25 protein-coding genes are annotated in these 21,809 nt (G+C 65.6%); 16 read left to right on the top strand and 9 right to left on the bottom strand.

Annotated features, from left to right (window positions below; translation table 11 throughout):
* Nucleotides 1-23: 23 nt before the first annotated feature.
* From JJE66_RS05410 to JJE66_RS05390, 5 genes are all read right to left on the bottom strand, one after another.
* The gene (locus JJE66_RS05410; protein ID WP_200513058.1) at nt 24-869 is read right to left on the bottom strand and encodes a ChbG/HpnK family deacetylase; all 846 of its coding nucleotides are present in this window, start codon (nt 867-869) and stop codon (nt 24-26) included.
* On the bottom strand, nt 866-1,927 hold the full coding sequence (locus JJE66_RS05405; RefSeq protein WP_200513057.1) for a glycosyltransferase family 2 protein: 1,062 nt from the start codon (nt 1,925-1,927) through the stop codon (nt 866-868). The genes JJE66_RS05410 and JJE66_RS05405 overlap by 4 nt, the downstream gene beginning before the upstream one ends.
* 99 nt (nt 1,928-2,026) lie before the next feature.
* Nucleotides 2,027-3,004, bottom strand: a complete 978-nt coding sequence (hisG, locus tag JJE66_RS05400; protein WP_200513056.1) for an ATP phosphoribosyltransferase — start codon at nt 3,002-3,004, stop codon at nt 2,027-2,029.
* Between the two features lie 3 nt (nt 3,005-3,007).
* A complete protein-coding gene (locus tag JJE66_RS05395) occupies nt 3,008-4,159 on the bottom strand; it encodes an ATP phosphoribosyltransferase regulatory subunit (RefSeq protein WP_200513055.1) in 1,152 nt (383 codons plus the stop codon).
* 281 nt (nt 4,160-4,440) lie between these two features.
* Entirely contained in the window at nt 4,441-4,635 is a 195-nt protein-coding gene (locus JJE66_RS05390) for a hypothetical protein (RefSeq protein WP_200513054.1), read from the bottom strand.
* Between the two features lie 302 nt (nt 4,636-4,937).
* Between JJE66_RS05390 and JJE66_RS05385 the strand changes: the two genes are divergently transcribed.
* Nucleotides 4,938-5,444 carry a hypothetical protein gene (locus JJE66_RS05385; protein WP_200513053.1) on the top strand — a complete coding sequence of 169 codons (507 nt, stop codon included), beginning with the start codon at nt 4,938-4,940 and terminating at the stop codon, nt 5,442-5,444.
* 202 nt (nt 5,445-5,646) lie between these two features.
* A complete protein-coding gene (locus JJE66_RS05380; RefSeq protein WP_246756093.1) occupies nt 5,647-6,462 on the top strand; it encodes a helix-turn-helix domain-containing protein in 816 nt (271 codons plus the stop codon).
* Nucleotides 6,463-6,536: 74 nt separating this feature from the next.
* Here JJE66_RS05380 and JJE66_RS05375 read toward each other — a convergent pair whose 3' ends face one another.
* Nucleotides 6,537-7,292 carry a 16S rRNA (uracil(1498)-N(3))-methyltransferase gene (locus JJE66_RS05375; protein ID WP_200513051.1) on the bottom strand — a complete coding sequence of 252 codons (756 nt, stop codon included), beginning with the start codon at nt 7,290-7,292 and terminating at the stop codon, nt 6,537-6,539.
* Between the two features lie 210 nt (nt 7,293-7,502).
* Between JJE66_RS05375 and JJE66_RS05370 the strand changes: the two genes are divergently transcribed.
* Together JJE66_RS05370 and ubiA are read left to right on the top strand one after the other, a co-directional pair.
* Entirely contained in the window at nt 7,503-8,177 is a 675-nt protein-coding gene (locus tag JJE66_RS05370; RefSeq protein WP_200513050.1) for a hypothetical protein, read from the top strand.
* Complete coding sequence (ubiA, locus tag JJE66_RS05365; protein WP_200513049.1) at nt 8,174-9,106, top strand: 4-hydroxybenzoate octaprenyltransferase; 933 nt, start codon at nt 8,174-8,176, stop codon at nt 9,104-9,106. The genes JJE66_RS05370 and ubiA overlap by 4 nt, the downstream gene beginning before the upstream one ends.
* Before the next feature lie 114 nt (nt 9,107-9,220).
* Here ubiA and JJE66_RS05360 read toward each other — a convergent pair whose 3' ends face one another.
* Entirely contained in the window at nt 9,221-9,739 is a 519-nt protein-coding gene (locus JJE66_RS05360) for a DUF6101 family protein (protein ID WP_200513048.1), read from the bottom strand.
* Nucleotides 9,740-10,018: 279 nt separating this feature from the next.
* Here JJE66_RS05360 and JJE66_RS05355 point away from each other — a divergent pair, with 279 nt between their 5' ends.
* The 7 genes from JJE66_RS05355 (at nt 10,019) to JJE66_RS05325 (ending at nt 16,080) form a co-directional block, all read left to right on the top strand.
* Nucleotides 10,019-11,422, top strand: a complete 1,404-nt coding sequence (locus JJE66_RS05355) for a TldD/PmbA family protein (protein ID WP_200513047.1) — start codon at nt 10,019-10,021, stop codon at nt 11,420-11,422.
* Nucleotides 11,409-12,224: a 3'(2'),5'-bisphosphate nucleotidase CysQ gene (locus tag JJE66_RS05350; protein WP_200513046.1), complete on the top strand. Its 816-nt coding sequence runs from the start codon at nt 11,409-11,411 to the stop codon at nt 12,222-12,224. Before JJE66_RS05355 ends, JJE66_RS05350 begins: the two co-directional genes overlap by 14 nt.
* Before the next feature lie 60 nt (nt 12,225-12,284).
* The gene (locus tag JJE66_RS05345) at nt 12,285-12,527 is read left to right on the top strand and encodes a DUF4170 domain-containing protein (protein WP_200513045.1); all 243 of its coding nucleotides are present in this window, start codon (nt 12,285-12,287) and stop codon (nt 12,525-12,527) included.
* Complete coding sequence (locus JJE66_RS05340) at nt 12,524-13,237, top strand: lysophospholipid acyltransferase family protein (protein WP_200513044.1); 714 nt, start codon at nt 12,524-12,526, stop codon at nt 13,235-13,237. Before JJE66_RS05345 ends, JJE66_RS05340 begins: the two co-directional genes overlap by 4 nt.
* Nucleotides 13,200-14,558 (top strand): 3-deoxy-D-manno-octulosonic acid transferase, encoded by a 1,359-nt coding sequence (locus tag JJE66_RS05335; protein ID WP_200513043.1) that lies wholly within the window; start codon nt 13,200-13,202, stop codon nt 14,556-14,558. The genes JJE66_RS05340 and JJE66_RS05335 overlap by 38 nt, the downstream gene beginning before the upstream one ends.
* Entirely contained in the window at nt 14,551-15,567 is a 1,017-nt protein-coding gene (gene lpxK, locus JJE66_RS05330; protein WP_200513042.1) for a tetraacyldisaccharide 4'-kinase, read from the top strand. The genes JJE66_RS05335 and lpxK overlap by 8 nt, the downstream gene beginning before the upstream one ends.
* Nucleotides 15,568-15,774: 207 nt before the next feature.
* Entirely contained in the window at nt 15,775-16,080 is a 306-nt protein-coding gene (locus JJE66_RS05325; protein WP_200513041.1) for a hypothetical protein, read from the top strand.
* 16 nt (nt 16,081-16,096) lie between these two features.
* Here JJE66_RS05325 and JJE66_RS05320 read toward each other — a convergent pair whose 3' ends face one another.
* A complete protein-coding gene (locus tag JJE66_RS05320; RefSeq protein WP_200513040.1) occupies nt 16,097-16,324 on the bottom strand; it encodes a DUF2093 domain-containing protein in 228 nt (75 codons plus the stop codon).
* A 182-nt stretch (nt 16,325-16,506) separates the two neighbouring features.
* On the opposite strand from JJE66_RS05320, the gene JJE66_RS05315 reads away from it, so the two are divergent.
* Both JJE66_RS05315 and JJE66_RS05310 read left to right on the top strand, forming a co-directional pair.
* Nucleotides 16,507-17,331 (top strand): dienelactone hydrolase family protein, encoded by an 825-nt coding sequence (locus JJE66_RS05315; RefSeq protein WP_200513039.1) that lies wholly within the window; start codon nt 16,507-16,509, stop codon nt 17,329-17,331.
* A 283-nt stretch (nt 17,332-17,614) separates the two neighbouring features.
* A complete protein-coding gene (locus JJE66_RS05310) occupies nt 17,615-17,764 on the top strand; it encodes a hypothetical protein (protein ID WP_200513038.1) in 150 nt (49 codons plus the stop codon).
* A 172-nt stretch (nt 17,765-17,936) separates the two neighbouring features.
* Here the strand turns inward: JJE66_RS05310 and xseA are convergent, their stop codons facing one another.
* Nucleotides 17,937-19,559, bottom strand: a complete 1,623-nt coding sequence (gene xseA, locus JJE66_RS05305) for an exodeoxyribonuclease VII large subunit (protein WP_200513037.1) — start codon at nt 19,557-19,559, stop codon at nt 17,937-17,939.
* 136 nt (nt 19,560-19,695) lie between these two features.
* On the opposite strand from xseA, the gene JJE66_RS05300 reads away from it, so the two are divergent.
* From JJE66_RS05300 to JJE66_RS05290, 3 genes are read left to right on the top strand one after another with little or no spacing between them, the layout of a single operon-like run.
* On the top strand, nt 19,696-20,706 hold the full coding sequence (locus JJE66_RS05300; RefSeq protein WP_200513036.1) for an alpha/beta hydrolase: 1,011 nt from the start codon (nt 19,696-19,698) through the stop codon (nt 20,704-20,706).
* On the top strand, nt 20,703-21,254 hold the full coding sequence (locus tag JJE66_RS05295; RefSeq protein ID WP_200513035.1) for a hypothetical protein: 552 nt from the start codon (nt 20,703-20,705) through the stop codon (nt 21,252-21,254). The genes JJE66_RS05300 and JJE66_RS05295 overlap by 4 nt, the downstream gene beginning before the upstream one ends.
* Nucleotides 21,254-21,553, top strand: coding sequence for a transcriptional regulator (locus tag JJE66_RS05290; protein ID WP_200513034.1), 300 nt, complete (start codon nt 21,254-21,256; stop codon nt 21,551-21,553). The genes JJE66_RS05295 and JJE66_RS05290 overlap by 1 nt, the downstream gene beginning before the upstream one ends.
* Nucleotides 21,554-21,809 lie beyond the last annotated feature (256 nt).

Below are 21,809 nucleotides of genomic sequence, written 5' to 3'. Positions count from 1 at the left end.
CCCGCGCCTGGCTTTCGCAGGCTTCACCCCAATGTCACATTGCTGGCTGTGAGCCGCTGCTCAAAGGAGTCGCTCGCAAGATACGCGTGCTCGCGTTCCCTGACGTCCGTCATAGGGTCGAGGCCGGTGAGGACCTCGTCGACGAAGCCGGGATGGCACATCACGAGGCCACCCTCGGGAAGGCCCTCCAGGAACTGCCGCATCAGATCGCCGAAATCGGCCGCGCGCGTGAAATCATAGGCGCCGGCAAAAGCCGGGTTGAACGAGAGACCGGCGCGCGCGGCGCGGCGGCGGAATTGCGCGCTGAGGATATCGAGCACCATCGCTTTGGGTGAAGCGAGCCGCTGCGCCAGCGGCAGATCGCGTCCGCCCTGCCGCACCCATGCGTTTGGCGCCGCTTCGCAGACGGCATCGACAAAGCCGTCGCGCACTTGCGGAAACAGCTGCACATGCTGATGGCCGTCGACGAAGTCGGGCGCGCGGCCGAAGGCTTCCGCGAAGGCCGCCAACTGCGCTCTTACCTCATTGCGAAAGAACTCGCTGTCGAGGCGCCGCATCAATCCGGCGCGCAGCAGCTTCGGAAAGGCCATGAACATGTCGCCGTCGAGCGGACGGAAATGCATGGTGAGGGGGCGGAACGGCGCCGACAGCGTCACATGCAATCCGATCGCGCAGCGCGGGCTCGCTTTCGCCGAGGCCTGAAGCGCCTCGATCTCGCCGCGCTCGATCGCAGGGCCCACCATCATCACCGACGTCGCGTTGAGACGGCCGCGTTCGATCAGGTCGCGGATGGCGCGGTTGACGCCCGGGCTGATGCCGTAATCGTCGGCGCAAAGCCAGATCCGGCGCGGCGCTGCCGCCGCACTCATTCGGCCGCGGTCCTGTTCGATGCGTCCTTGCTTGAAGCGTCTTGGGCCTTGTCGGCTTCAAAATGCTTTTCGCTGTGCTCGGCGACGAAGTAGATCGGGCGCGCTTTCAGCTCGGAGAGGATCTTGCCGATATATTCGCCGACGATGCCGATCATGATGAGCTGCACGCCGCCGATCGTCATCAGGCCGATCACGAGCGAGGGATAGCCGGGCACCTGCTTGCCGGTGGTGAAGACCTCCCACAGGATCGAGAGGCCGAACAGGAAGGCGCCGCCGGCGAGCAACACGCCGAGCAGGCTGGCGAAGCGCAACGGCGCCACCGAGAACGAGGTCACCCCTTCGATCGAAAGACCAAGCAGCCGCGCCGCGCTGAAGGTCGTCACGCCATGGGTGCGCGGCGCGGGCTCGTAGTCGACGCGGATCTGGCGAAAGCCGATCCAGCTCGCCAGGCCCTTGAAGAAGCGGTTGCGCTCCGGCAGCTGCCGCAGGGCTGCGACCGCGCGCGGCGACAGCAGGCGGAAGTCACCGGCATCCTCCGGAATCTTCTGGCGTGCACCCCAATTGATCAGAGCGTAGAAGCCGTGCACGGCGAGCCGCCGGAGGAAAGGCTCGTTGTCGCGATGCGCCTTGGCGGTATAGACGACGTCATAGCCGTCCTCGATCCAGTGCCGAACCAGTTGCTCGATCAGCGCCGGCGGATGCTGGCCGTCGCCGTCCATGAACATCACCGCGCCGAGCCGGGCGTGGTCGAGGCCGGCCATCAGCGCGGCCTCCTTGCCGAAATTGCGCGACAGCGAGACCACCTGGAGGTCGATCGTATCGGCCGGCAGGCTGCGGGCGATCGACAGCGTCGCATCCGCACTGCCGTCATCGACATAGACGACTTCGCAGGCGAGGCGATAGCGTTGCCGCAGGGTCTTTGCGAGATCGCAGACGCGCTGGTGCAGGGAGGCGAGCCCCGCCGCCTCGTTATAGACGGGGACGACGATCGACAGTCCCTTCGCCGCGGCGCTGGCCGCGGTGGTTGTCAGGCCGGAAACGTCAGAGCCCAGCGTCATCGATCAAGGTTCCAGAGGCGTCGAAATCATCTCAACAGCATATGATAGCTGCGGCTTGCTGTCGCTACGCTGAACGAAGCTGCTCGACAAACTTTGGGCTCACTGCCGCAGGAATGCTTCGAGCTTGGCGAACAGCGGGTTCTCCCGGTCGAACACGTAGTCGAGCGAGACCGCCGAGACGGTCTCGGCGCCATGCTCGCGCAGGAAGCTCGCCAGCGCATAGAGCTGCCCCGGTGGGCAGTGCAGCGTGAGCATGCCCGACGAGGTCGGCCCGCCGAACGGAGCCTCGACGCCGAACCGCTCGTGAGCTTCGTCGAGCAGGGCCGCGTCGCACTGCCGGAAGCGGGTGCGGACCTCGCGGTATTTGTTGGCGCGCGCCCGTGCCGCGATGTGGTCGAGGATGATTCGCGCGGTCTCGCGGGCCTGCGGCGACCAGTCAGCGCCTTTCGAGGCGACCAGATTGGCCTGGCTGCGCAGGATCACGCCGTCGTCGAGCACCCGCAAGCCATTGGCCGCGAGCGTCGCGCCGGTCGTGGTGATATCGACGATCAGCTCGGCGGCGCCGGCTGCTGGCGCACCTTCGGTCGCACCGGTGCTTTCGACGATGCGGTAGTCGGTGATGCCGTGGCTCTGGAAGAATGCGCGTGTGAGGTTGATGAACTTGGTCGCGACCCGCATCCGCATGTGATGCTGCTCGCGGAAGCCGGTGGTGACGTCGTCCAGATCCGCCATGGTGCGGACGTCGATCCAGGCTTGCGGCACGGCGACCACGACGTCCGCATAGCCGAAGCCGAGCCCGTCGATCAGGGACACCCGCTTGTCGGCGTCCGCGATGGTCTCGCGCACCAGATCTTCGCCGGTGACGCCCAGATGCGCGTAGCCGCGGGACAGTTGTGCCGCAATCTCGCTCGCCGACAGATAGGCTATTTCGACATTGTCGAGGTCCGCGATCGTGCCGCGATAGTCGCGCGCGCCGCCGGCCTTCGACAGCTTGAGCCCGGCACGGGCGAAGAAGGCTTCGGCGTTTTCCTGAAGGCGGCCCTTGGAGGGAACGGCCAGAACGAATGGCGCGCTCATGACTTAAGCTCCCACCTTGCGGCCGATCCTGGTCAGCGCGTCCACCCAGACGGAGAAGCCGACCGCCGGGATCGGGGCCGGAGATCCGAGCTGGGTCATCAGTCCATCATAGCGGCCGCCGGCAACCAGCGGCTCGGCGCCGTTGCCCCGGTGATGCAGCTCGAATTCGAAGCCGGTGTAGTAATCGAGGCCACGCCCGAACGCGGTCGAGAAGCGGGTCTTCTTCACGTCGATGCCGCGCGCGGCCATGAAGCCAACCCTGCTCTCGAACTGGTCGATTGCGCCGGCAAGGTCGAGCTTTGCGTCAGCGGTGAGCGCGCGCAGCGCAGCAATGGCATCATCCGGATTGCCCGATATCGACAGGAAACGCTTCAGCACGGTGATCGCCTCACGCGGCAGCGCGCCGCCCTTCAGCGTCGACTGCTCGAGGAAACGGTCGGCAATCTCGGCGGTGGTACGGCCGCCGACATTGGTCGTGCCGGCGATCGACATCAGATCGGTGACGAAGGCCAGCGCCGCCTTGCGGTCGGAGCCGGCGAGCGCGGCGAGCACGCCCTCATATTCGCTGCGGGTGGTGGCAGTCGTGCGCGCCAGCCCCTCCAGATCCTGATCGAGGCTGATCTTGCGGTTGAAGTCCTTGACCAGGCGGCGGCGCCAGACCGGATAAAGGTCGAGCGCGTCCAGCAGAGCGTTGAACAACGCCACGTCGCCGGTGCGGATCTCGACGTCGCTCACGCCGAAGGCGGCGGTCGCCTCCAGCGCCAGCGCCAGCGTCTCGGCATCCGCGGCGGCGGGGTCCTGGCGGCCGAACGACTCGATTCCGGCCTGGAGGAATTCACTGGCCTGTCCGCTGCGGTAGCGGAACACGGGACCCAGATAGCTGAAGCCGGCTGGCTGGCCGGCGCGGCTGGAGGCGAGATAGTCGCGCGCCACGGGGATCGTCAGATCGGGGCGCAAACAGAGTTCTTCGCCAGAGAGGTCCGTCGTCAAATAGAGGCTTTTGCGGATGTCCTCGCCGGACAGGTCGAGGAACGGCTCGGCCGGTTGCAGGATGGCGGGCTCGGCCCTGACGTAGCCGGCCTGCGCAAACGACAACAGCAGCGTATCCGCCCAGGCGGCGGAGCCGGCAGCATGTGAGGAGGCAGTCGCGGTCATCTCGGGGTCCATCGTTCCGGCGAATCCGGGCAGGCAAGAGGAGGCCAAGGGGAGGCCAAAGGGGTGCCAAGGGAGGCACAGGAATTGGCGCAGGCCTTAGCATGGCCGGAAAGCGGTTTCGACCTCCAAAGGATCAATCGCTTAACGACCTTCGAGCCGTCCGGACGATCTTGTCTGGGGTCTGCCGCTGGGCCGGCCATGTTAGTTGATATAGGTAGTTTAATACCTTTTTCCTGCGTTGATTGCGCCGGCACCGACCGGTGCGACGGAGGCAACTCGCTTCATTCAATTCGGTCAGGGACGTCTCTGCACGCATCTGCGGTCGACCCCCCGGCGTGTCCCGTGGCGTCCCATGCAGCGTCATCGGCGAGTTGCTCCGCCAGATTGAGAATTCTCTGCCGCTCGTACGGGTCCGTGATGCTGAGAAATGCCTTGATCAGACGCAATTCCTGCCGCCGCCCGACATCGTCGTCCATGGCCGTTCGTTCCCGCCCCAACTGCCGGCTGACTGGAGCTGGCATCAATGAAATAGTTGGATGCCGTGGTCGGGTATCGAAGTCGCGACGGCCGTCGGTCTGACTGTCATGTCGCAGCCGCGATGCCGGTCGCGAGATCGTCCGACGCACTCGCCCCATGCACTTGTAACGCAGCCCAACTCACAGCGAATCACAATGAGAGATTGAGGCCCCTTGGCAAGTTGTCACATACTCAATTTGGGTATGCGGATGACCCGTTCGCTGCTGCCTTCGTTTACAAGATGAATGTTGGTTTCCGATTCATGCGCAATGCTTCTGATATCATTCGGACGGTCTCGCGACACACGCTGGCCTATATGCTGTTTTCGATCAGCGAGATGTTCCGGAATTACGACGAATTCGATCCGATGGACCTTCTGATCGTTCACGCGATTCTCAATGCGAACGTCATCAATGTGATGAACGATCCGTCGCTGGACGAGAAGTTTTCCAGCATTCACACGGTCGAGCCGGACGTGATCAAGCAAGGCGTGTCCCGCGCGGCGCTCTCTCGCTTCCTCAGCCTGCCGCTGGAGACGGTCCGCCGTCGCGTGGCGGGATTGAAGAGGCGGAAGATTCTCGCCGAGACCAAGGCAGGGCTGATCGTGACCGAGCAGAACGCATTCAGGTTTGGCAACAACCACGAGCTACAGAAGACCAACATGCTGCTGCTGACGAAGCTGCTTCGCGATCTCAAGCGTGCCGGCATCAACGGACCGGATGATCTCAGTGCCGCCAAAGTCGTCGTGGCGACGAAGAAGACGAAGTAAGCGGCGGGACATGGATCAAAGCTATCTCAACATTGCTGGCGATGGAGTTCAAAAAAGCGCTACGGAGCGCTTGTTGTCGTTCCAGGGGCTCAAGCCATCCTCGGCGCTCGAGCTCCGATCGTATGACATCGACCATTTCGGCGACAGTGAGAGATATGCTGGTGCGTCCAGCATGCCGTTATCTGCCGGGTCGACAGCGATCATGCGCGCGCGGCTCAGTCTGCCGACCCTGAGCCTGTCGCTGGTGAAGACCTTCCCGCGGATCATTCGCGGGTATCAGTTGGCGCATGCCGCCGCCGTGGTGGTGCCGATGGATCATGTGACCTCGACCCGCATCAATGGGCAGTCAATCGGTAATTCCATAGTCATTCTGAAGGGCGCGTCCGATTGCCTGGTCTATGAGCCGGTCGGCCGTCTGATCGGTGTCGTCTACTTCACTCCGCCCGCGTGCGAGCCCTGGCCTGGACTGGATGGCTATCATCTGCTGAGCCCGGCATCGGACGTACTCGCCTCCCTGCGCGGCCTGATCTCCGCAACGCTTGAAACCGCCGCCAATGATCCGGACTTCCTGAACGAGCCGGCGTCGCGGGCGGTTGTCGAACAATCGCTGCTCAGCGCAATCGAAGGCGCCGTCCAGACCAGCGTGGATAGCAGGTCTGTGCACGCCACGACGGAGAACTATCTGCGGATCGTCGTCGACATGGAAAGATTGATCCGGCACGATCTGACGATCTGGCTCAAGACGACCGAAATGGCCGAGCGGGCGGGCGTCTCGGCTCGGACTCTCCAGAGCGCGACGCAGGCCATCTGCGGCATGAGCCCGCATCGCTATAGCCGGGTCTTGCGGCTCTGGTCGGTGCGCCGGCAGCTACGCACCGGCCCGGGACGGCGCAGCGTGAAGGCCTGCGCCATTGCGCATGGCTTCTGGCATTTGAGCGAGTTCGCGGCGAGTTACAGGGCGGCGTTCGGAGAGCTGCCATCCGAGACTCTGCATCGATCGATGCGCGAGGTTGTCTAAGGCGCGATCGCGGCTTAGACGGTTGCTAGGCATGATCTTTCGGAAAACCACTACGCACTTTTCCGAATCACGCTCTAGCCGCTTCCGCTGCCCCAATCGCCCAGCACCGCCTGCACCAGCGCCAGCGCGGCCACCGCGGCGGTGTCGGCGCGAAGGACCCGCGGGCCGAGCGCCAGCCGCAGGATCTTGGGCTGACGCAGCAGCAGAGCCCGTTCTTCTTCGGCAAAGCCGCCCTCGGGGCCGATCAGCACGTCGATACCGTGTCCGGCTGCGCGCGCCTGTTGCAGGCTTTGAATCGGGTTTTCGACCTCGGCCGCCTCGTCGCAGAACACCAGCAGGCGGTCGACGGCGCGTTGGCTGAGATAGCGGTCCAGCGGTGCGGGTTCGGCTACAGTGGCGAGGCTCAGGATCCCGCATTGCTCAGCCGCCTCGATCACATTGGCGCGCATCCGCTCGGTGTTGACGCGGGAGGCCTGGGTGAAGCGAGTCTGGACCGGTTGCAGCATGGCGGCGCCCATCTCCACGGCCTTCTGCACCGTGTAATCGAGCCGGGCATGCTTGAGCGGGGCGAAGACATAAGCGAGGTCGGGTAGCCGATCCTGGGGGCGGGCCTGCTGGAGGATGACGAGGTTGTCGGGGCGCTTGCGGCCTTCGATCGCCGCCTGCCATTCGCCGTCGCGACCGTTGAAGGCCAAAACCTGGGCCCCGGCGGCCAACCGCAGCACATTGCCGAGATAATTGCTCTGGTCGCGGTCGAGCGGAACCCTGGCATCCTGGACCAGGGGGGCATCGACGAACAGGCGGGGGCCGCGAAAATCGTGGGAGGGCATCGATCAAAAGTCCGATTTGCCGCCGTTCTTAACCGAAAGCAGCCATTTCGGGGGTAAATAATGCCGAATTGGTGCGTCGGCGCGCCGCGCTCTTGCCCTATTCGACGGGTTGTTAAGCGCCGGCGGGAATCGTAAAATCGCGAGCACGCTGGTTGCGCTTCAATTGGGAAGACGCCGAGCCCGTAAGCTCCTGCCGGAGAGACTATCTTGATGATCCGTCGTTTGATGGTTCCGATCACCGCCGTCATGGTCACCGTTCCTATGGTTGTCATGGGTGCCGCGGGGGCTCATGCCCAAGGATTCCCGGCGCCGCTGCCGGGCCGGACCGCACCCGATCCCGCGTTTCCGCCCGTGAACGGCTCGGCCCCGGTCGCCTCCGTCGGTGGCGCGCCGCAAGCATCCTTCCCCACGAACGGTGCCGCGCCCATCGGCGGCGCCGGCGCGTTCAGCGCGGCCCCGCCGACGCAGGGCGGTCCGGGCGAGGACTGCATGAAGGCGTTCATCCCGCTCCGCGAGGAGGCCGAGAAGCGCGGCAAGATGATCAAGGCCGCGAGCGACCGCCACGCTCCGCCGGAGGAGGCCTGCAAGCTGATCAGGAATTTCGGTCAGGCCGAGTTCAAGATGATCAAATACGTCGAAACCCATGCCGCGAAATGCGGGATCCCGCCGCAGATCGGCGATCAGATGAAGGCCGGCCACAAGAATACCGAGGCCATGCAGACGAAGGTCTGCAACGTCGCGCAGCAGATGCAGAATCAGCCGCGCGGGCCGGCCGGTCCGTCGCTGAGTGAGGTGGTCGGTTCGGGTTCGGCGCCGGAGGCCAATGCCGGCAAGAAGGGCGGCAGCACCTTCGACACGCTCAACGGCAACGTTCTGACCCGATGAGCGATACATCCGCCCGCGTTGCCGATTCCACCGGCAACTGGGTCGATACGCTCGCGCCGCCATGGGCGCGGCCATATTTGCGCCTGTCCCGCTTCGACCGTCCGATCGGTTCCTGGCTGCTGCTGATGCCGTGCTTGTGGTCGGCAGCGCTCGCCGCTGGCATGGCGCATGACGTCTACCGCCTGCCACTCGTCATCGTGCTGTTCTTCATCGGTGCCTTCGTGATGCGCGGCGCCGGCTGCACCTGGAACGACATCACCGATCGTGACCTCGACGACAAGGTGGAGCGCACCCGTTCGCGGCCACTGCCGTCGGGGCAGGTGACCACCAGGCAGGCGCTGGCCTTCCTGGTCGCGCAGGCGCTGATCGGGCTCGTGGTGCTGCTGCAGTTCAACCGCTTCGCGATCTTGACAGGCGTCGCTTCGCTTCTGATCGTTGCGATCTATCCCTTCATGAAGCGCATCACCTGGTGGCCGCAGATCGTGCTCGGGCTGGCCTTCTCCTGGGGCGCCTTGATGGGTTTCGCCGTCACCTTCGGGCACATCGACGTCACCGCGCTGGTGCTCTATGCCGGCGCGATTTCGTGGGTGATCGGCTATGACACGATTTACGCGCATCAGGACGCCGAGGACGATGCGCTGATCGGCATCAAATCCACCGCGCGCCTGTTCGGCGCACATACGCACCAGGCGCTGATCCTGTTCTATGGTCTTTCCGTGATGCTGATCGGCGTCGCGCTGGCGTCAGGCGATGCGCGCTGGCCGGCGTGGATCGGGCTTGCGGCCTTCGCGATGCATCTGGCGTCGCAGATTGTGCGCTTGAATATCAGCGACCCCTTGCTCTGCAAGCGGCTGTTCTATTCGAACCGCGATGCGGGCCTGCTGCTGTTTGCGGGATTGCTAACCGACGCGGTGATGCGGGCCGCGTAACTGCAGATGCACGAAGGGCATCTGCTCGGCGTAACCCACCTCGTTGTTTCGTGAAGATAGACAGTGGTGGGTTACGCCTGCGGCTAACCCACCCTACGGCACCGTGATTGCCGTTCAGTGCCGCGCGATGATCTCGCGTTCGGCGCGATGGACGGGCAGCTCGCGCGCCATGGCGGTGCGACGGCGCATCAGGAATTTCGGACGGCGGGCGCGGATCGCGTTGGCGCGTCGACGGCGGGCCGCGGGCTTCCGCGCGCCTTCGTCGAGCTGCGGCAGCGCGAAGAGGTCGCTCCAGATCGCCCAGGCTTCAGTGAGTTCGTCGCCATCGGCGCTGACCAGCAGCGGCACGGAGAGCGAGGGATCGCGATGGACCAGGACGAGGGTCTGCGCCTCGTCATTGCCGCGCAACGCGACGCCGGTGAAGTCGCTGACGCGGACGTTGATCGCCATCTGCATGCCGCGAACGGCACGGCGCAGCACCACGCGTTCGCGATGAAGCTCGATTTGCCTGGTGTAGCCGTCGGCGCGCGGGTCATGCGCATCGAAGCGGACCGGAAGGGAAAGAGGGTCGAGCCGCAGAGAGCGGCTCGACCCGGCGGGGTTGGCCCCGCATGTTGCTGTTTGACGCCTCACGGCTTTCGTTCTCCCCGCCAGGATTATGTTCCCGGTCGATGCGAGGACCTTAGCGCGGCCCGCTTCCGAAACCGCTTAAAAAGGCTGGTTAACCCAGCGTCACCGCCCGCCATGATTGACAAGACCTTGGCGCGCATGATTGACGGGACGTTGCGTGAGAGCCGCGAATCTGAGCTTTTTGCGGGTTGAATACGCTTGAAGTCCGCACCATTTGGGCACATCTGGTGCTCAGGGCCCGTCTCGCCCCGAAACCTCCCGCGCCCCAACAGGATTTCGTTTGTGAACCCTTCACCAAGCTCGACGCTTTCGCCCCAGGATTCGTCCAAAGCCAATCGCGACCTGTTCGATCAGTCCGCGCTCTCGGATCTCGCTCAGCGGCTGGTGGAGGCGGCCAAGCGTGCCGGCGCCGATGCGGCCGATGCGGTCGCGGTGCGCGGCATCTCGCAGGGCGTCGAGGTGCGTGACGGCCGCGTCGAGGAATCCGAGCGGTCCGAGGGCGACGATGTGGGCCTGCGCGTTCTGGTCGGCCGGCGCCAGGCGGTGGTCTCGACCAACGACGCCAGCGGCGATGCCGTGACCAAGCTTGCCGAGCGCGCGGTGGCGATGGCGCGCGTCGCGCCCGACGACAAATATGTCGGCCTCGCCGATCCCGCGCTGCTCGCGCGCGACTTCCCCGATCTCGATCTGCTCGATCCCGATGTGCCCGCCACGTCCGAGCTCGAGCGTCGCGCGCTCGAAGCGGAGGCTGCGGCGCTCGGCGTGAAGGGCGTGTCGAAATCCGGCGGCGCTTCCGCCTCCGCCGGCATGGGCGGCATGGTGCTGGTGACCAGCACGGGCTTCCACGGTTCTTATCTGCGTTCCAGCCAGGGCATCTCGGCGACCGCGATCGTCGGCGAAGGCACCGGCATGGAGCGCGACTACGATTTCACCTCGGCGCCGCATGGTGCGGATCTGCTGTCTCCGGAGATTGTCGGCCGCTCCGCCGGCGAGCGCACCGTGGCGCGCGCCAATCCGCGCAAGGTCGAGACCTGCAAGGTGCCGGTCGTGTTCGATCCGCGCGTGGCGGGCTCGCTGGTCGGCCATGTCGTCGGCGCCATCAACGGCGCCTCGATCGCGCGCAAGACCAGCTTCCTGAAGGACAAGCTCGGCCAGCAGCTGTTTGCGAAAAACATCCGCATCATCGACGATCCCCTGCGCAAGCGCGGCCTGCGCTCGCAGACCTTCGACGCCGAGGGCGTCGCGGTGAAGAAGATGGCGCTGATCGACGAGGGCGTGTTGACGACGTGGCTGCTCGATTGCGCCACCGCGCGCGAGCTCGGCCTCACCACCACCGGCCACGCCCATCGCGGCGTCTCGTCCTCGCCGTCGCCGGGGCCCTACAATCTGCACCTCGAGCCCGGCACGCCAACGCCGGCCGAACTGATCGCCGACATCAAGCAGGGCTTCTATATCACCGACCTGATCGGCTCCGGCGTCAACGGCGTCACCGGCGATTACAGCCGCGGCGCCTCCGGCTTCTGGATCGAAAATGGCGAGCTCACCTATGCCGTGAGCGAGGTCACGATCGCGGGCCATCTGTTCGAGATCTTCAAGTCGATGCAGCCGGCCAACAATCTCGAGTTCCGCTACGGCATTAATGCGCCGACGGTGCGTATCGAGGGTTTGACGCTTGGCGGACGTTGACGCGCGCTTCTTCGAAACCATCCTGACGCGCGACGCTTCGCTGCTGCAAGACACGGTGCGGGACGCGGGCGCGCTCGCAAAGTCGATGTTCCGCACCGAGCTGAAGACATGGACCAAGGGCGCGTCCTCGCCGGTCTCGGAAGCCGACATCGCCGTCAACGATCTGCTGGAAGCACGGCTGCGCGGCGCCACGCCGGATTATGGCTGGCTCTCGGAGGAGAGCGCCGATGATTCCACGCGGCTGTCCCGGCGGCTGACCTGGGTGGTCGATCCCATCGACGGCACGCGCAATTATCTGGGCGGCCATGACGAATGGTGCGTCAGTGTGGCGCTGGTTGAGGACGCCTCGCCCGTGCTTGCCGCGGTGTTCGCGCCTGTTACCGGCGAGTTCTTCTTCGCCGCCCGCGGCCAAGGCACGACCCTCAACGGCGCAGCCGTGCGGGCGGCGCCGGGGACCGCGCTCGACTTCGCCCAGGTCGCCGGCCCGAAGCCGATGGTCGAGCGGCTCAACGCTACCGGCGGCGAGATCAAGCTGCATCCGCGAATCGGTTCGCTTGCGCTCCGGCTCTGCCGGGTCGCCCATGGCGGGCTGGATGCGGCTTTTGCGGGCGGCAACAGCCACGATTGGGACCTTGCGGCGGCCGATTTGATCGTGCAGGAAGCGGATGGTAGGATGAGCGACCTCTCCGGAGATCCCATCCTCTATAATCGTCGGGAAGTGACGCACGGGGTGCTGGTGGCAGCGGGACGCGATCGTCATGCGAGCATTGTCGCGCATTTTCGAAACCGTCCCTTGGCCTGAGCGCTGTCGTCGTGCTTGTCGAACACTGCTTTGCCGGGCAGCCCGTTAGGAACCGAACCCATGCCAGATAGTGCCCCGCAACAACTGCTTCATCTCGTCATTGGCGGTGAGCTGCTCGATCTCGAGCACAATACCTTCAAGAATCTCGACGACGTCGAAATCGTCGGCCTCTATCCGAACTATGCGGCCGCTCACGTCGCCTGGCGCGCCAAGGCGCAGAGCACGGTCGACAATGCGCAGATGCGCTATTTCATCGTCCATCTCCACCGGCTGCTCGACCCGAATCAAGAACCGGCACGTTGAAAAAACTGCTTCGCAACACGCTGCGGAGCAGCTGGTTTCAGCGTGCCGTCGGTTTCCTGGCGGCCGAATATCTGCGTCTGGTCTGGCGGACCAACACATTCACGTTCGATCCGCCCGACGTCTATGACATCGTCGAACCGCAGATCCCGGCGATCTTCGCCTTCTGGCACGGCCAGCATTTCCTCACCCCCTTCATCAAGAACAAGGACTCTTACAAGGCCAAGGTCCTGATCTCCCGGCATCGCGACGGCGAGTTCAATGCGATCGCCGTCGAGCGGCTCGGCATCGGCCTGATTCGCGGGTCCGGGGATCACGGCGGCGCGTTCCATCGCAAGGGCGGGGTCGGCGCCTTCAGGGAAATGGTGTACACGCTCCAGGACGGTTGTAATGTCGCGCTGACCGCCGATGTTCCCAAGCGCTCGCGCGTGGCCGGCCTCGGCATCATCATGCTGGCACGGGAATCGGGGCGACCGATCATGCCTTTCGCGATGGCGACCAGCCGCTTCATCCGGCTCAAGAACTGGGACCGCACCACCATCAATCTGCCATTCGGGCGGGGTGCATTGGTCGGCATCAAGGAAATCCACGTGCCGAGCGATGCCGATGCCGCCACCATGGAAGCACTGCGGCTGGAGCTGGAAGATACGCTGAACGAGGCCACCCGCCGCGCCTATGCGCAACTCGGCCGCCCGGGACCTGCAGATGGCTAGCTCGCGTCCCAAGAATCGGCCAATGACGCTGCCAATGACGCTACGCATGTACCAGCGGCTGGCCTCCGGCCTGGTGCCGCTCGCGCCTGCGCTGATCAAGCGGCGGCTGAAGCAGGGCAAGGAAGATCCCGCGCGCGTCGGCGAGCGGCGGGGCCTGTCGCAGGACGTGCGGCCGCATGGCCCGCTGGTCTGGATCCACGGCGCCAGCGTCGGCGAGGTGCTGGCGGCGGCGGCGCTGATCGAGCGCTTGCGCGATCTCAACCTGCGCATCCTGCTCACCTCGGGCACCGTCACCTCCGCGGCCGTCGTGGCCAAGCGTTTCCCGCCCGACGTCATCCATCAATACGTGCCATATGATTCCCCCCGCTACGTCGCGCGCTTCCTCGACCATTGGAAGCCGTCGCTGGCGCTGTTCATCGAATCCGACCTGTGGCCGAACCTGATCCTGGCCGGCGCCGCACGTCGCGTGCCGATGGTGCTGATCAACGGGCGGATGTCGCCGCGCTCCTTCCCGCGCTGGCGCCGGATGCACGGCACCATCTCGGCGCTGCTGTCGCGCTTCGACATCTGCCTTGCGCAGTCGAAGACCGATGCCGAACGTTTCTCTGCGCTCGGCGGCCGCGACGTCGTCGCCACAGGCAATCTCAAGCTCGACGTGCCGGCGCCGCCGGCCGATCCCGCAAAGCTCGAGCGGCTGATGGCGATGACGCGCGGGCGCCCCATCATCGTCGCAGCCTCGACCCATCCGGGCGAGGACGAGATGCTGGTCGCCGCGCATCGCAACCTCGTCGGTTTCTTCCCGCAGCTGCTGACCGTGATCGTGCCGCGGCATCCCGATCGCGGCTCCTCGATATCAGGCTTGATCACGGCGTCCGGCCTGAAGCCCGCATTGCGCTCGCGCGATGAGCCGCTCTCGGCCACCACCGATATCTATGTCGCCGACACCATGGGCGAGCTTGGCCTGTTCTACCGCCTCTCGCCGATCGTGTTCATGGGTGGGTCACTGATCCGCCATGGCGGACAGAATCCGATCGAGGCGATCAAGCTGGGCGCGGGCATCGTCCATGGTCCGCACGTCTTCAATTTCGCCGATGTCTACGAGGCGCTCGATGGCAGCGGCGGCGCGCGCCGGGCCGACACGCCGGAGGCGCTGGTCAAGCAGCTCGGCCTGTTGCTGGCCGAGCCGACCGTGCGCGACAAGATGCAGCGTGCAGGCACCAATGTGGTCGCGCAGCTCGGCGGCGCGCTCGATCGCACCATGACGGCGCTCGAACCGTATCTGATGCAGTTGCGGATCGAGATGGGAGCCGCCAATGCGTGAGCCGGCCTTCTGGTACCGGCCGCGTTCCCCGAAGTCGCATCTCCTCAGCCCATTGGGCGCGCTCTATGGCGCCATCGCCGCACGCCGCATGGCGCGCAGTGGTTTTGACGCCGGCATCCCCGTGCTCTGTGTCGGCAATTATCATGTCGGCGGCGCCGGCAAGACGCCGACCGTGCTGGCGCTGACCAGGCTCTTGCGCGAACTCGGCGAGACGCCGGTGGTGCTTAGCCGCGGGTATGGCGGACGCCTGCAGGGCCCGGTGATGGTCGATCGCGCGCGCCACACCGCAGCCGATGTCGGCGACGAACCCCTGATGATGGTGCGCGACGTGCCGGTCGTGGTGGCACGCGATCGCGTCGAAGGCGTCGCGCTGGCCAAGTCGCAAGGCGCCACCGTGATCCTGATGGATGACGGCTTCCAGAACCCGCACCTCATGAAGGACGCCTCGCTGATCGTGATCGACAGCGAGCGTGGTCTCGGCAACGGCAAGGTGTTTCCGGCAGGCCCGCTGCGCGCACCGTTGAAGGCGCAGCTTTCGCGCACCGACGCGCTGGTGCTGATCGGCGACGGCCACGCCGCGGACGATGTCGCCGCCGAGCTTGCCAGGCGCGACAAGCCGGTGCTGCGCGCGCGCCTGAAACCGGATCCAGCCTCGGTCGCGCAACTCTTCGGCAAGCCCGTTTTCGCCTTCGCCGGCATCGGTGATCCCGAGCGCTTCTTTCGCACGCTGCGGGCCAGCGGCATCGAGGTCGCGCGCACGCGGCCCTTCGCAGACCATCACATGTTCTCGCGCGACGAGCTCGCCGCGCTCGCTGCTGATGCCCGGCGCGAGCAGCTCATGCTGGTGACGACGGAGAAAGACCTCGCGCGCCTGCGCGGTCGCGAGGGCGTGCTGGATGGCATCGTGCCGTTCGCGGTCCAGCTCGAATTCGACGATCCCGCCACGCTCCGCCGCGTCATCAGCGACCATCTCTACAAGGCGCGCGAGCGGCGATTCAGCGCGCGATGATCTCGTAGGGTGGGTTAGCCCTGCGACTGCGCGAAGCGCAATTGCCGGGCGTAACCCACCAACTTCGTCCCGCATTCGCTGAAGCATGGTGGGTTACGCCTAGCGGACTGCGCTTCGCGCAATCCGCTGGTCTAACCCACCCTACGGCATCGCTATTCAGCCGATATTCATCGCAGGTCTCCTATCGGTTTCAGACAGGAGAATGCGATGAAATTTCCCTCCGCGGCCATTGCCGCCAGCCTTGTGTGTCTGATTGTTGCGCCGGTGTTTGCACAAACGACGCCGGCTCCCGCGGCTCCCTCCACGGTGCCGGTTCCCGCGACCAAGCGCGTGACGTGTCTCGGCGCGACGCAAAGTCTGAAGGGGCAGGACAAGCGCGACCAGATGCAGCTCTGTATGGCGCAGGCGCGGCTCGATTGCCTGAAGCAGGCGATTGATCAGAAGGTCGTCGGCGCAGCGCGGAAGAGTGCGATCAAGACTTGCCTGGGCGGGGATGGCGCCGAACAGCAATAGAAGCGAGGACGAGGCGTCACATCTGCGGCTTTGGCGCGTTCGGAAAGTGCCGCTGCAGCACGGCGCCGGGCGTGGCGTAGGCTTCCTGCAAATCCACGCTCCAATATTTCAATTCGTCGAGCGGGATCCGCGTGTCGGTGATGGCGCAGCGCACGAAGGTCCCCGGCGAGATCACGCGGAAATCGCCGTCGAGATATTGCACCTGCGCTTCGCCATTGCCCGAGGGGCCGAACTTGTTCAGCACGGTCGAAAGTCTCCGTGGAAGGGCCCCGCTTGGGAAAATCTCGCAGGGCACGATGTGTTGACTGGATCTAGCATAAATAGGGTGGCTTGTCCGCCCGTTAAACCCACCGGTTTGTGATGTTTTGCCGCCGTTTCCGCATGATAGTTCTGGAGGCCGTGCGGCACCTCTTGCAACGGACTCCGATGCGCCTTCGACTAACCGCCCTGTTCCTGACATTGCTGATGTCGGCTTCGCACGCGGCGCCGGCGCCGCAGCAGGTCGAGATTCCGCTCTCCTCCGGAATCCTGCACGCGCAGTTGTTCAAGCCCGATGGCGCGGGCCCGTTTCCGACCGTGATCGCGCTGCACGGCTGCGGCGGCCTCGGTGGTCATTCCGATCCCGTGCAGCCGCGCTATCGCGACTGGACCGAGCGCCTGCTCAAGGCCGGTAATGCCGTGCTGCTGCCCGATAGCTACGGCTCGCGCGAGCTCGGGCCGCAATGCCGCGTCAAGGATTTGCACGTCAAGGCGCGGCGCGAGCGCGTCGCCGACATCGCGGCATCGCGCGCCTGGCTGATGAAGCAGACCTGGGTCGCGCGCAGCCGCGTCAGCCTGGTCGGCTGGGCCAATGGCGCCAGTGCGCTGCTCTGGGCAGTGCGACCGCAGAGCGCGGCGCGCGACGCGAGCCCGGATTTTCGCGCCGCGATCGCGTTCTATCCGGATTGCCGGATCTCCGCAGGCCTTGGCTGGAGCACGCGGGTGCCGACGCTGGTGCTGATCGGCGCCAACGACGACGTCTCGTCGCCGCCGGCCTGCCGCCAGATGGTGGACGGCGCGCACGGGCGCAGTGCGCTCGCGCGCATCGTGGTGTATCCCGGCGCCTATCACGATTTCGACCGTGCCAACACGCCGCTGCATGCAGCTGGCGCCAGCACCGATGCCGCTGCGCCCGAGCGCGGCCATCTCGGCACCGATGCCGAGGCGCGCGCGGAGTCGCAGAAGGAAGTCGCGGAGTGGCTGGCGCGGTAGCGCGGATCAGCTGACCATCGCGCCGTAGCCCGGATGGAGCGCAGCGAAATCCGGGAAGGTCTCAAATTGTGGCACGATCCCGGATTGCGCTGCGATCCATCCGGGCTACGCATTCAGCCCAAGCGGGGCCGCCCGAGGAACAAGGTGAGGCAGACAGCCCCGCATCGACCACCGCCCTGCACGGCATGATGGCCGACCGGGAAACTACGGGTCACGCGTCAAGCGGGTTTCAGCAGGTCTCTGCGCCTTAGTTCGACCATGATGTCGGCTAAACGCATCGGACATGCGCAATCGCATCGTCCTCTTCTCCACCGCACTGGTCGTCTTCACCGTCGCGGTCTTCCTGTTCGAGGCCCAGGCCGGCGCACCCATGCGCGCGCCGGACCATTGCGGCTTCTGGACCACGATGGATGCGGGATTGTCCTGCCGGTAGGGCTACGCTCTCCCTTCCCGTCGTCCCGGCGAAGGCCGGGACCCATACCGCGGAATCTATCGATTGCGAGAGGTAGAAGTACCGAGCCACTACCCTTCGCAACACTCCTCCTATGGTTATGGGTCCCGGCCTTCGCCGGGACGACAGCGAGAATGGGGCGACGCCCTCGATCTCAAAACAAACTGCCCTGATCCACCGGCTTGCCCATGCGCCTCAGTGCGGGCTTGGCGTCCTGCGCGGCGGACTTCGGTTGCGATGGCGCGCGCTTCGCCGCCGGTGCTGGGCGATCGGCATCCGCAGTTGCGCCGACACGGCCGTCCGCGAACTCGATCTCGACGCGTGCGCCGGGACCGACGCTGTCAGCCGCATGCAGGGGATGACCGGCCTCATCGCGCACCAGCGCAAAGCCGCGCGCGAGCACGCCGCGATAGGACAACGCGGAGAGCAGCTTGCCGCTGTTCTCGACGCGGGCATCGAACCGTTGCAGCAGCGTCACCAGCGCGCGATTGGCGCGCTCAGCGAGGCGATGCGCGCGCTCGCGCTGGCGGGCAATCGCGTTGCGCTGCGCCTGCGCGTTGGAAAGTTTTGAGGCGCGCAAGCGAACCTCCAAGCCGGCGAAGCGGTCGCGACGCTGACGCAACAGCGAGCGCGCCGACAGGCCGAGCCGTTCGCCGCACACGGTGAGGCGGTGATCGGCCTGCGCGATCTGGCCATGCAAGACCCGCAGCGTCAGCTTGGCGCCGGCGGCGGTGAACCTGCGGAAATGCGCATGCGTGTTGGCCTTGAGACCGCGGGGCAGGGACGCGCCCGCATTATCCAGCCGTTGCCGCGGGATCGCCAGCAGATCGCCGGCGGCCGGCAGCGCGCGTGCGGCGGCGCGTAGCTCGCTGCGTCGGTGCTCATGGCCACGCTGCCAGCAGGCGCGGGTGCGCCGCGCGAGATCGGCGACCTCGACAAAGAGATCGCTGCGCACCGGCACCGCCATCTCGGCGGCCGCCGTCGGCGTCGGCGCGCGCTTGTCGGCGACGAAATCGATCAGCGTGATGTCGGTCTCGTGGCCCACCGCCGAGATCAGCGGGATCATGCTCTCGGCCGCGGCCCGCACCACGATCTCCTCGTTGAACGACCAGAGGTCCTCCAGCGAGCCGCCGCCGCGCGCGACGATCAGCACGTCGGGCCGCGGAATCTTGCCGCCCGGGGCAATCGCGTTGAAGCCGCGGATCGCGGCTGCGACCTGCTCGGCCGAGCCTTCGCCCTGCACTTTCACCGGCCATACCAGCACGTGACGCGGAAAGCGGTCCTCGAGCCGGTGCAGGATGTCGCGGATGACAGCGCCGGTCGGCGAGGTCACCACGCCGATCACCTCCGGCAGCCAGGGCAAGAGCTGCTTACGCGCCTCGTCGAACAGCCCCTCGGCGGCGAGCTTCTTCTTGCGCTCCTCCATCAGCGCCATCAGCGCGCCGATGCCGGCCGGCTCCAGTGCCTCGATCACGATCTGGTACTTGGAGGAGCCCGGATAGGTCGTGAGCTTGCCGGTGGCGATGACCTCGAGCCCCTCCTGGGGCTTGAAGCGCATCCGGCCGTGCACGCCCTTCCAGATCACCGCCTCGATCTTGGCGCTCTCGTCCTTAAGCGCGAAATAGCAATGGCCGGAGGAATGGGCGCCGCGAAACCCGGAGATCTCGCCGCGGACGCGGACATGGCCATAGGTGTCCTCCACCGTCCGCTTCAGCGACTGGGAGAGTTCGGAGACGGTGAATTCGGGCGCGTTGTTCAGTTGTTCCGCAGGCGGCATCGCAAACGATTCGGCGTTTTGGGGTCAGACCCGCTGTTTAAGGATTTTCGCCGCGCGGCGCCAATCCGGGGATTGATCAGAAGAGTACTCTGTAATATAGAGTAATCTATTGATCCTGAGTTCGAGGGAGTTGGCCATGGCGATGCAGTTGCTGCGAGGTGTTCTGGGCTTGCTGAAATGGGGCCTGTGCGCGGTCGGCGCGGTGGCGCTGCTCCTGACCGCCCTGATCGCGATGCCGCTGGAGCGGCCTGCCGAGATGCGATCGGTCTCGGACTCGGCCAAGGGCATCGACTGGGCCACTCTCCCGGCGCTCGAACGCTTCCAGGCCCGCGACGGCACCTGGCTCGGCTTCCGCCACTACGCCTCGAAGGGGGCGGACACCGGTCGCGGAGCGATCTTCATCCACGGCTCGTCCGGCTCATCAGCCACGGTCAATCACGCGCTGACCTATGCGATCGCTGCGCACGGCGTCGAGACCTGGGCGCTCGACACGCGCGGCCACGGTGCCTCCGGCACGCGCGGCGATATCGGCTATGTCGGCCAGCTCGAGGACGACCTCGTCGATTTCGTCGCTCATGTCCGCAAGAGCGCGCCGGACCTGCCGCTGACCCTGGTCGGCCATTCCGCCGGCGCCGGCTTCTCGCTCAGGGTCGCGGCGACGCCGATCATCCAGGACCTGTTCGTCCGCACCGTGCTGGTTGCGCCTTATCTTGGCTATGACGCACCGACCAACAGGCCGCATGCCGGTGGCTGGGCCAACGCCGACCTGCCGCGCTTCTTCGCGCTCGCCACGCTCCGCAAGCTCGGCATCGATTGCTGCGCGCAGCTGCCGGTGCTCGCCTTCGCGGTGCCGGCGAATTCGGCGAAGTACCTCACCTCTACCTATTCCGATCGCCTGATGCGCAATTTCGCCACCCACGGCTATCGCCTCGATCTCGCCTCGGTGACGCATCCGATGACGATCTTCGGCGGCGCCGAGGACGAGATGATGATCTCGGACAAATACGCAGAGACCGTGCAGGCCATCAAACCCTCCGTCGACGTCAAACTGATCGAGGGCGTCAACCACATGGGCATGGTTACCAATCCGAAGGCGGTCAATGCGATCGCCGAGGACGTGGCGACGCGCGGGGCAGGGCAGTCATGATCGACAGCCAAGAGGCGTCCGCAGCGCTCGCCGATATCGACGACATCGTCCAGCGCGTGAAGCAGTCGCAGCTCTACGAGCTGGCGAGTCTTGCGGCCATGTGGTGGGGCGTGCTGGTCTTCGCCGGCAATTTGGTGACCTGGCTCTGGCCGGTCTACGCGGTCTACGCATGGCCTGCCGTCGACATATTGGGTGTCGGTGGACTGGTTGCGGTCCGATGGCTCGCTCCATCGCAAGCGCATGCAGCGAGCTTCGACGTCAGGCTTCCGCTGGTCTTCGTGCTGTTCTTTGCGTTCGGCTATATCTGCACCAACGTGCTTGGTCATTTCGGCCCGCGCCAGCTCGGCGCGTTCTGGCCGATTTATTTCATGCTGTTCTACACACTCGCCGGTCTCTGGTTCGGCACCGCGTTCGTGGCGATCGGGCTTGTCATCACAGCGCTGACGCTGATCGGCTATTTCTATATCGGCGAGGCCTTCCCGCTCTGGATGGCCTTCGTCAACGGCGGCGGACTGATCGTCGGCGGCCTCTGGATGCGGCGGATCTGATGGCCGAGCTCGACGACATCATCCACCAGCCGCTGCGGCTGAAGATCATGGCGGCGTTGAACGCACTCCCCGTGTCCGCCGGCCTGGAGTTCTCGCGACTGAAAAAACTCACCGGCGCCACCGACGGCAATCTCGGCGCCCATATCGAGACCCTGGCGAAGGCGGGGTACGTCTCGGTCGACAAGGCCTTCGTCGGCAAGAAGCCGCAGACGACCGTGACCGCCACCGCCACCGGCCGCGGCGCCTTCGCGCGGCATGTGGCGACGCTGCAGGAGATCATTGCGGGGAGGCAGGTTTAACTTCTGCGATGCCGATGTTGCGCCCTCTTCCCCTTGTGGGCAGGGCAATCGCATATGGATCTCACGAGGATTGTCCGCGGTCTTGCTCCCGCCTCTCCCGCTTGCGGGAGAGGCCGACGCGCCCCGGGCGATGCGAAGCATCGTCCCGCGCGCGGCGGGTGAGGGTTCTCGCCACGCAGGGACATCCTCGGCAATCCCTGACAATCCCGACGCGGAGACACCCCCACCCCAGCCCTCCCCCGCAAGCGGGAGAGGG

Source organism: Bradyrhizobium diazoefficiens (assembly GCF_016612535.1).
GTDB classification, from domain to species: Bacteria; Pseudomonadota; Alphaproteobacteria; order Rhizobiales; family Xanthobacteraceae; genus Bradyrhizobium; species Bradyrhizobium diazoefficiens_C.
Note: the sequence above shows the minus strand (reverse complement) of the source record. Positions and strands in the feature narration are given on the sequence as shown.